Genomic DNA, 9,624 nt, shown 5'->3' on the forward strand with positions numbered 1-9,624 from the left:
AAAAACTATGAAAAACACACTGGGGACAGCCCGAGCGGCCGGGGCAAAGCCCCTTTGAGCGGAAAAAGCTACCGCCTGTTCTGGCTATTTTTCACAGCCTCTTGTCATTTGCGACTGCAAACATAGTAACTCTGTGGGAGAAGTGGGGGAAGTCGGGGTTTCTTTCCCAGAAAGTTCGTTATCTGGGGTAATAAAACACCAGGCTTTTGGTTGGTTTTTCAATAATAATTATTACCTTTGCAACGAAAACTCGCCCGAAAAAGTGTGGAGATTGTGCAAAAACTCGCCCGAAAAAGTGTGAGCGACACAAAATATCTATGCATTTATTATGTTTAAACGTAAGATAACAAGCATATTAAAGGACTGGAAAAGCGACCCTGACAGAAATCCCATCATTGTGAAAGGATGCCGCCAGTGTGGAAAGACATTCTCGGTAAAGGATTTTGCCTATAAAAACTACAAGAATGTTATCTACATGGATTTCCATGAGCAGCAGGGGTTGCGCGAACTTTTTGCCGACTCGTTGACCGTGGACTATCTCACGATGGCAATCTCGGCAGCAATGCCCGATGCCATCAAGCTGGGCGACTACAATGTGGGGCGTGACGGAGCATTGCTCACTTTGCCCCTATACATGGCATTCCTTCTCACAGAGGTATAATCTGCCGGCACGCTCGGCACGCCCACTGCATCTTGATTGCGTTTTTGAGGGGCGTGTGGGACCTAAATAAACGACGCCGGCCCGGTTCTTGTGATTAAGAACCGGGCCGGCGTTATGTTTTATGGTCCCTCGTCACTTGAGGACGAGGAATGTTGCCACAGGCTTCTGCTCGCCATCGCCTTGTGCCGCCATGACGGTGTAGAGGCCCGGTGCCACACGCTCGCCGGTTGCGTCGGCGCAGTCCCATGAGCACGAGCCGTTGTCGCTAGCGAGTTCCTTGACCACAGCGCCGCCGGGGGCAACGATGCTCACGTGCGAGTCTTCCATGAGCCCGCTGATGGTGACAAAACCTGTGTAGTCGGGCTTAACGGGGTTGGGGAACACGTTCACATTGTTGTAGTCGCTGGCCGATGCCTTTGCGTCGAGGAAGTACTCAACGACACCGTTCATAGTGACGATGAGTGCTGATTTAGTGACAGGGTTATAAGAGATGTCATAGATGCAGTTGTTGGGCAGGATGCTGTTGCTGGTGTCGAAGTGGTTGAGGATCTTCGAGCCGTCGTTGTTCACGATGTAGAAACCGTTAGTGCGGGTGCCCAGCAGCTTGTGTCCCACCGAGTCCTCGGTGATGCAGTTCACCTGTATGCCCTCGAGCAGATATTCCTCGCTCATTCCGTCCTCGCTCATCACCTTGAGGTGGTTGGCGAGCATCTCTCCCTTGAAAGCGTCGGCGGGGTTAAACGAGATCACGCCCGAGCTTGTTCCCATCCACACGTCGCCGTTGCTGGCTGCATGGAGACAGAGGATGTAGTCGCATGAGAAAGCCTTGCCGTCGGTGCAGCGGAACTGTGTGAACGAGCGCGAGTCGGGCATCTTGGTGATGTCGCCCTTGCTGTCCCACATCACCAGGGGTTTCTGGTAATGTCCAGAGGTATATACCTTGATGTCACTGTTCTTTGCCACCACAAAGCTGCTTGACTTGAAGAATCCCACTTCCATGTTGGGCACGTTGAAGAGATACCAGTCGGCCTTTGTTACCTTGGCAGGGTCGTCAAACTTGTTCTTGGGCAGCACTGCCACGGTCTTGTTGCTGGTTTGGTAAGATTGGGCCAGCCACAGGTTGCCCTCGCCGTCGATAGCCGTTGCGGGTTTGTATTTGTCGTAGAGGGGCGTGTTAGTTCCGCTCACATAGGTGTTGACCACTGTGCCGTTGACCACGTGTGCCACGCCGGCAGCGCGTGTGGCCACCACATAGGAGTTCTCGGTGCCGGGGATGAAGTTGAGCCAGTAGTTGCCTTGGTAGCCTTCACCTTTATAGTATATGGGGAAGTTGGCAGGGGTCACGTCTTCCCAGCTGTTGCCGTCGTAAGTCCAGATTTCGGTCTTGGCGCCCTTGTTGGCGCTAGAGAGCACGCCGTTGTCGCTTGTCGAAGCCAGGTAGGTCTTGCCATCGCCGGGGTTGAATGTGGTCCAGAAGGCAGTGGTGGAGATACCTATGCCGTTGAGTTTTTTCGGGTCGTTTTCGCCTTGCTTTGCAAGTCCCTTGGCGCTCAACGCCCACACAGAGCCGTCGCCGTTGGGGTTGCATGTGAGCAGTTCGTTGACACACTGCGTCTTCACGGGATTGCCGCCCTGTGCATCGGTGGTGATGTAGAAGTTGGCATCGGGGAAGTTGGCGATGAAGCCGGTGGGTGTGCGCTGGATGTTGGTCGCGCGGTAGTCGGCCAGTCGTGTCAGGGTTTGCGCGGTGCCATCGAGCGTGCACAGTTCAAGCGTGTTCTTTGTGTTGATGAAGAAGTGCTTGTCATCGATGGGCGTTACCTGTCCGTTGGCGAGATAGATGCTCGGTGAGAAGTTGCGGTGCGATGTGGTCACCTCGCGCGGGTTGCTGGTAAAGACATATCTCAAGCCCGAGTCGGTCGCGTTGCCCAGCACGAGCATGTTGCCCACGTGTGCCACGGTGTTGAGTTTCACGCCGTAGATGTGCGACTCCTTGATGACAAATTTCTCGTCGTCAAGCACCACAAAACCGAAGTCGGTGGCGATGTAGGCGTGTGAGTCGTCAAATGTGACATGATTGATAGCCTTGGTCTGTGTGATCACAGCGTCCTTGATTTCGGGAACATTGACCACTCGCCCGTCGGCAAGGATGATGTCAATGTTGGAGTTGTCATAGACGAGCATCACATAGTTTTTCAAGTCGTTGTAGTACATGTTCACCACCGAGATGTCGCTCAGCATGTTGGAGTTGTTGAGCGTTTCGGTAGAGTTGCTTTCCTTGTCGTAGCAGTACACCGTGTTGCTCACCAGGTAGTACACCTTGTCGCCAGTGTCGATGTTGTTTTGCAACTTCGTTGCCACAAAGTAGGGGTGCACTTTCCAGTTGTTGCTGCTCTGCGCCCATGCAATGAGAGGCATAGCGAGCACTAGGAGAGATAAAAGAAATTTTGCCATATTAGATATAAATATACTGTTGTTTTTTTACTTGATAACGACAAACTTGCTCACTACGCTTGAGCCATTGCCACCCTCGTTCTGCGATGCGATGACAAAATACACGCCGGTGCTCACACGGTTACCGCCGTCGTTGCAGCAGTCCCATGTGCACATGCCGCCCTCGCTCTTGAGCTGCTTGACCACGTTGCCGGCGCTGTCGGCAATCTTCACCAGCGAGTTCTCCATGAGTCCGGCAATGGTCACGAGCGTGCCGTCCTCGGGTCGCACGGGATTGGGGAACACATGCACGTTGCTGTAGTCGGGGCTAGCCGGAACCACGTCGGTGAAGTACTCCATCACTCCGTTGCTGGTCACGATATACACAGAGTTGTTGTCGGAATTGCAGCTCACGCTGTAGATGGTGTTAGACACGAGCGGGCTGTTGTCGATGTTGAAAGACTTGAGAATCTCGGTGCCGTTGGCGCTCACCAGGAACAAACCGTTGGAGTTGGTGCCTATCCACTTGCGTCCCGATGCATCGGTGGTGATGCAGTTGATTTCCATACCGTCGAGCAGGTAGTCGGCCAGATTGGTGCCGTCGTTGCGGGGCACCTTGAAACGCGTCACGTGGAAACCAGACTTGAAAGCCTCGGCGGGGTCAAACTTCACCAGGCCGCTTGTTGTTCCCATCCAGATGGTGCCGTCGATGTCGGCCGAGAAGCAACGTATGTAACTCCACTCATACTTGAGTCCGTCCTGGTCAACCAGCTCGGTCGCCGCAAAAATCTTGGTAGCGGGAGTGGTGGTCTTGATGTTGCCGCCGTCGTTCCATATCACCAGCGGACCCATGTACTCACCTGCGGTGAACACCTTGATGTTGCTCTTCTTGCTGATGACAAGGTTTGAACGCTTGAACGACTCGGCTTTTGTCTTGACGCCGTTCACCGTGGGAGTGAGCCAGTCTTCCTTGGTCACTGCTGCGGGGTTGGCAAGCTTTGCCTTGGGCAGGATCATCACGGGGCAATTATTGGTGCTGCTTGACTGCACGGCATAGAAGTTGCCTACTTCGTCAAATCCTATTGCCGCCATGTACTTGCTGCCACGGGGCATGTTGTCCATGTGGTAAACATTGGCCATCTTGCCGTCCTTGACGTGGCAAATGCCCACGCGGCTGGTGCTGAACAGGTACTCGCTTGTGCTGCCGGGCACCATCACGGGGCAGTAGTTGCCCTGCTGTCCGCTGTAAGGAGGCACGCCGTCGGGGGTCACGTCGTCCCAGTCGTCGCCGTCATAGGTCCATATCTCGGTCTTGGCGTCGGGTATAGCGCTGGATAGCACCACGTTGTCGCAAGTGCTTGACAGATATAGTTTCTTGTCGCCAGGGTTATATACGCTCCAGAACGTAATGCCCTCGATGCCTATGGATGTGGGCTTGAAGTAGTTGTTCTCGTCGCCCATCTTGTGCAGGCCGTTCTTGTTTAGTCCCCACACCGTGCCGTCGTTGCCGGCTGTCACCAGGTCGCCTAGCGGAGCCTCGTGCGATTGCACTTCGCTGCCAGCGGCGTTGGTGGTGATGTATTTCTTTGCGTCGGGGCAGCTGGCTATGTAGCCGGTCTTGGTTTTGAGCACCTGCACTGTGCGGCTGGGCTCTACCACTTGCGCGGTCACGGTGCCGGCAGCATCGATTTCGCACAGTTCCAGGGCAGTGTTCGACGCCATGAAGAAATGCGTGTCGTCGATGGGCGTGAGTTGCGCGTTGGCACGGCTGATGCCTGTTGCGGCATATTGGTCGAGCGTCTCGCGGTGCTTGGCTTCCTCGCCCACCATGATGACGCCGTCCTGGGCGATGACAATCCACTTGCCCACATGGGCCACGCTCGACAGGTTCTTGCCGTAGATGCGCGACTCCTTGACGATGTGCTTGCTGTCATCGATCACGACATAGCCAAACTTGGTTGCCGCATAGGCATACTTGCTGTCAAACGAGATGTGGTTGATGCCCTTTGATGCCGAGAGCGTTGCGTTCTTGATATCGACCATATTGGTCACCTTGCCGTCGCCGTTCACCACGTCCATGTTGCCGTTGTCATAGGTAACAATCACCATCTTGCGGGCCTCGTCATAGTAGGCTCCGGTGACTGCCACGTCGCTCAGGTAGTTGCTCTTGTTGAGGGCTTCGTTTTCCTGAGTGTCCTTGTAGTAGCAAAACAGGTTGTTGCTTGCCAGGTAGTACACCCTGTCGCCGGCATCAATGGTGTTCTGCGCCTTGGCTCCGGCAAAGAGCGGGTGAATCTTCCACGTGTCGGTAATGCGTTGCGCGCCCATCACGCTGGGCAATGCAAGGGCAAAGAGTAGAAATATTTTTTTAACCATGCGATAATTGTTTTGTATTCAGCGTCGTGCGGTGCGTTCATACACGCGTGGGCGTACCTGCGCGCGCACGATGACATAATAATCCTATTCTTATAACGAGAAAAATAAGTCTAAATTATTCAAATTCAAATATTTTTTTTCGTCGGGCGCCAATAGTCAAAGAAACGTAACTATTCACCAATGGAACTCCCCGCGCGGATCTCACTGATCTCACTGATTTTTTTTCATTGAAAATATATTAACAATTAGAGGCTGAAAGCCGACACGCACAAAGCTTGCTTTGGGCACATAACCCCCACCGAAGGGAGTGAAACGACTGCCGGTGTGTGTGTGTGTGTGAAGTGTAATAAAATCGCGGTTGAAGACCGCTACCTCGAAACGTGCAAGGTTGCGGTCTTCAACCGCGGTACAGTGTATCGCGGTTACCCTGCCCTGCCTAGTTAGGACAGGGTTATGTGCAGAACTGCGTTCTGCGTGTCGGCTTTCAGCCTCTCATTGCAAAATCATGTGAGATCCCCGCGCGGATAAAAATCTATTGTAGTATAGTTACAACAGATTGCTCTGATTTAACTGAATAAGAAATTATTCTAATTATTTTAATTTCTTTCAGTTATTATTAAATCTGTGTTATCAGTGAGATCCGCGCGGGGATATTACTCAAAATACCATTGCTGAATAGTTACCCTGGGCGAACAAAAAAGAACAGAGTGCTACACGCATTCTGTTCCCCTTCTTACTGCCAAAGCAGTAATGATTTTTGAAGTCTAAAACTTTTAACTAAACCCAAAATATGTGTTCACGATATTAGAAATAAATGAAATAAACAAGCCTAAAAACAATCGTAATGAAATAAATTTGACACAAAATAAACGTTTCCAAATTAATTGTGCAAGTTTTGGTTACAAATTGACAAATGATATAGAAAAAAACACCAAAAAAAACGATAAAAATGCAATTTATAGTGCAAATTTATAGAAATGCAAACACATTCACCATATAGATATGCCACACAGCAACATAGTCACATCCCCGCTCCCGCGGTGGCGCTTTTTTGTCATGTCAATTAAAATGCGTAACTTTGTATCACATTGTAAAAACCCAAAAGAATCATGGCAAGAAACAAAACCATCCACATCGCAATCACTATCATGGCAATAGTCCTCGTGGCAAGCTTGTCGTCGTGCACAACCAAGGCCCAGAAGGAACTAGACACCCTCATAGACTACTCTAACCAGCAGATGCCCATGGTCATCGACGAATACACCGTGTGCACCGCACTTGTACAAGAAAGCGACTACGTGGTGTATGACTACCAGATCGAGGGCGGAAACGACATGATGGAAAGCATATCAAGCACCGAAGCCCAGCGCAAAAACCTGGTACTGGAACAGTTAGCAAACAGCGACTTCAGAGACTTCGTGCAGACGGTGACGGCAACAGGGCGCGGAATAGGCTATCGCTACCACGATGCACACAGCAGCCGCGTTGTCGAGATCATGGTGCCGTGCGCCCAGCTCGACAAAGCCCTAGAAGAGAGCCGAAAACTACACCCCTAACCTCCTGCCGCACTTCTTCACCACTACCCTAACACTACCCTAACACCAGCTTGCAACACAAAAAAAATGCAAATTCTTGCGATTTTGTTTTGTGCTTTGCAACATTTACAGTAACTTTACAAATTATTTAGCATAAACATTTACCTACTATTAATTTATTATGAAAAAAATCCTTTTGTTTGCCTTGGCAGCATTGATGCTGGTTCCCGCACTTGCGCAGGAACGCCGCTACAATGTGTATGGCGTTATGTTCTATAACCTCGAGAACTTGTTTGACACAATCAACAATAACGGTCAGTACGACCTTGAATTTTCACCTAGCGGCGCACGCCAGTGGAACAACGAGAAATACTGGCAGAAACAGCACAACATGGCCTACGCCATCAGCCAGATGACCAGCCAGGGCACACCCAACGGCCCCGCCATCATCGGTGTGAGCGAGATTGAGAACATCACCGTTCTCCAAGACCTCGTGAAGCAGCCCGAAATACGCGCACAGCACTACCAAATCGTGCACCACGACGGTCCCGACCGCCGCGGCGTGGACGTGGGCTTGCTCTACAACCCCCGCTTCTTCAAGGTGCTCAACGTCAACAACCACCGCCTCACCATCGAGGGCAACCCCAAATTCCGCACACGCGACCAGCTGTGCGTTACCGGCTTGCTGGCAGGTGAGAAAGTGAGCGTCATCGTCAACCACTGGCCCTCACGCCTGGGCGGCGAGGAGCAGTCAAGCTACCTGCGCGAAGCAGCCGCCGCACTGTCACGCCACATCGTCGACTCACTGCTCACCGATGACCCCAACCAAGGCGTCATCATGATGGGCGACCTTAACGACGACCCGCAGAACAAGAGTTGCGCCAAGGTGATGCGCGGCATGAAGAAGATCGACGACGCTGTTAACGGCGCTATGTATAACCCCTTCTGGGAGAAGCTCGACAAGGGCATCGGCACTCTGGCCTACAAAGGCAACTGGAACCTCTTTGACCAAATCATGATGACCGACTACTTCACCAAGTATCACAAAGGCAAAGACAAACCCCAGCTCACATTCCTGCGCGCCGAGGTGCTCAACCGCGACTTCCTCAAGACTCGCGAGGGCGACCGCCAGGGATACCCCCTGCGCACCTACTCGGCAGGTGTGTTCCTGAACGGATTCAGCGACCACTTCCCCACCGAGATTTTCCTTGTAAAGGAAGTAAAATAACAATTCAAAAAACAAAGAATTAAAGCAACATGGCAAAGATTGAAGAGAAACAATATGTAGAGCTTGCCTACGAGATTTTCACCGAGGACAACGGCAAGGAAGTGTCAATATTCAAGTTCACCCCCGATGCCCCCGACGCATTCGTGTTTGGCCAGGATCCCGGCATGCTCGAAGCGTTCAAGGCCGGCATCGAAGGCCTTGAGCAAGGAGAGAAATTCGACTTCACGCTGGCTCCCGCCGATGCATTCGGTGAGGTTGACCCCGACTACGTAATGGATCTCCCCCGCGACACATTCCTCGTTGACGGCAAGTTTGACAGCGAGAAAGTGTATGTGGGCGCCCAGGTGCCCATGATGACTGCCGACGGCATGCGTGTGCTGGGCCAGGTAGTTAAGATGGACGACGCCACCGTGACACTCGACTTCAACCACCAGCTCGCTGGCTGCACGCTGCGCTACGTGGGCGAGGTAGTCACCGTGCGCGAGGCCACAGCCGAGGAACTCAACCCCAAGAAAGGCTGCGCAAGCTGCGGCAGCGCTGGCGGTTGCGGCGACTGCGGAGGCTGCGGCGGAAGCTGCGACTGCAACTGACCCAACATCCACAAAAAACAATACAGGTGTGTCCAAAGTGGCACACCTTTTTTGTATGTTAGCAGAACACTATGACCAAATTGTGGCCAATTCTATAAATATGAGGGCGGGTAAAAAGTTAAGCGGTTGATAATCGTTAGATTATCAACCGCTTTTTGTGCCCAAGAAAGGACTCGAACCTTCACGCCTTGCGGCACACGCACCTGAAACGTGCGCGTCTACCAATTCCGCCACTTGGGCATTGCGGATGCAAAGGTACAACTAATTTTGCATCCCCGCAAGAAAAAAGCTGTTTTTTTTGTCTTTTACTGCATTTTTCCTGTTTTCCGGTTGCGATTTCTCAACATCTACACAGAAGGCACAGATGACAGTAACTATTCACCAATGGAACTCCCCGCGCGGATCTCACTGATCTCACTGATTTTTTTTCATTGAAAATATATTAACAATTAGAGGCTGAAAGCCGACACGCACAAAGCTTGCTTTGGACACATAACCCCCACCGAAGGGAGTGAAACGACTGCCGGTGGGGGGTGTGAAGTGTAACAAAATCGCGGTTGAAGACCGCTACCTCGAAACGTGCAAGGTAGCGGTCTTCAACCGCGGTACAGTGTATCGCGTTTACCCTGCCCTGCCTTCGCTTGCGCTCAGTTAGGACAGGGTTATGTGCAGAACTGCGTTCTGCGTGTCGGCTTTCAGCCTCTCATTACAAAATCATGTGAGACCCCCGTGCGGATAAAAATCTATTGTAGTATAGTTACAACAGATTGCTCTGATTTAACTGAATAAGTAATTATTCTA

The 9,624-nt window shown here is 51.8% G+C and carries 6 protein-coding genes and 1 tRNA gene; 4 read left to right on the forward strand and 3 right to left on the reverse strand.

Annotated features, from left to right (window positions below; all coding sequences use genetic code 11):
• Positions 1-328: 328 nt before the first annotated feature.
• On the forward strand, positions 329-661 hold the full coding sequence (locus ACKI3C_RS13270; RefSeq protein ID WP_407405867.1) for an AAA family ATPase: 333 nt from the start codon (positions 329-331) through the stop codon (positions 659-661).
• Between the two features lie 132 nt (positions 662-793).
• Here the strand turns inward: ACKI3C_RS13270 and ACKI3C_RS13275 are convergent, their stop codons facing one another.
• Together ACKI3C_RS13275 and ACKI3C_RS13280 are read right to left on the reverse strand one after the other, a co-directional pair.
• On the reverse strand, positions 794-3,115 hold the full coding sequence (locus ACKI3C_RS13275; RefSeq protein WP_407405869.1) for a hypothetical protein: 2,322 nt from the start codon (positions 3,113-3,115) through the stop codon (positions 794-796).
• A gap of 27 nt (positions 3,116-3,142) precedes the next feature.
• Complete coding sequence (locus ACKI3C_RS13280) at positions 3,143-5,470, reverse strand: hypothetical protein (protein WP_407405871.1); 2,328 nt, start codon at positions 5,468-5,470, stop codon at positions 3,143-3,145.
• 1,109 nt (positions 5,471-6,579) lie between these two features.
• On the opposite strand from ACKI3C_RS13280, the gene ACKI3C_RS13285 reads away from it, so the two are divergent.
• The 3 genes from ACKI3C_RS13285 (at position 6,580) to ACKI3C_RS13295 (ending at position 8,823) form a co-directional block, all read left to right on the forward strand.
• Positions 6,580-7,026, forward strand: coding sequence for a hypothetical protein (locus ACKI3C_RS13285; RefSeq protein ID WP_407405873.1), 447 nt, complete (start codon positions 6,580-6,582; stop codon positions 7,024-7,026).
• 160 nt (positions 7,027-7,186) lie between these two features.
• Positions 7,187-8,233, forward strand: a complete 1,047-nt coding sequence (locus tag ACKI3C_RS13290; protein WP_407405875.1) for an endonuclease/exonuclease/phosphatase family protein — start codon at positions 7,187-7,189, stop codon at positions 8,231-8,233.
• Positions 8,234-8,262: 29 nt separating this feature from the next.
• Entirely contained in the window at positions 8,263-8,823 is a 561-nt protein-coding gene (locus tag ACKI3C_RS13295; protein ID WP_407405877.1) for a peptidylprolyl isomerase, read from the forward strand.
• Positions 8,824-8,981: 158 nt separating this feature from the next.
• Here ACKI3C_RS13295 and ACKI3C_RS13300 read toward each other — a convergent pair.
• Positions 8,982-9,063, reverse strand: a tRNA-Leu gene (locus ACKI3C_RS13300).
• Between the last annotated feature and the right edge of the window lie 561 nt (positions 9,064-9,624).

This window comes from Sodaliphilus sp. (assembly GCF_045598405.1).
Lineage (GTDB): Bacteria > Bacteroidota > Bacteroidia > Bacteroidales > Muribaculaceae > Sodaliphilus > Sodaliphilus limicaballi.

Excerpts from the sequence above, each read along its gene's own strand:
- ACKI3C_RS13295 (WP_407405877.1), top strand. The coding sequence starts at position 8,263 with ATGGCAAAGATTGAAGAGAAACAATATGTAGAGCTTGCCTACGAGATT.
- ACKI3C_RS13290 (WP_407405875.1), top strand. The coding sequence starts at position 7,187 with ATGAAAAAAATCCTTTTGTTTGCCTTGGCAGCATTGATGCTGGTTCCC.
- ACKI3C_RS13270 (WP_407405867.1), top strand. The coding sequence starts at position 329 with ATGTTTAAACGTAAGATAACAAGCATATTAAAGGACTGGAAAAGCGAC.
- ACKI3C_RS13275 (WP_407405869.1), bottom strand. The coding sequence starts at position 3,115 with ATGGCAAAATTTCTTTTATCTCTCCTAGTGCTCGCTATGCCTCTCATT.
- ACKI3C_RS13280 (WP_407405871.1), bottom strand. The coding sequence starts at position 5,470 with ATGGTTAAAAAAATATTTCTACTCTTTGCCCTTGCATTGCCCAGCGTG.
- ACKI3C_RS13285 (WP_407405873.1), top strand. The coding sequence starts at position 6,580 with ATGGCAAGAAACAAAACCATCCACATCGCAATCACTATCATGGCAATA.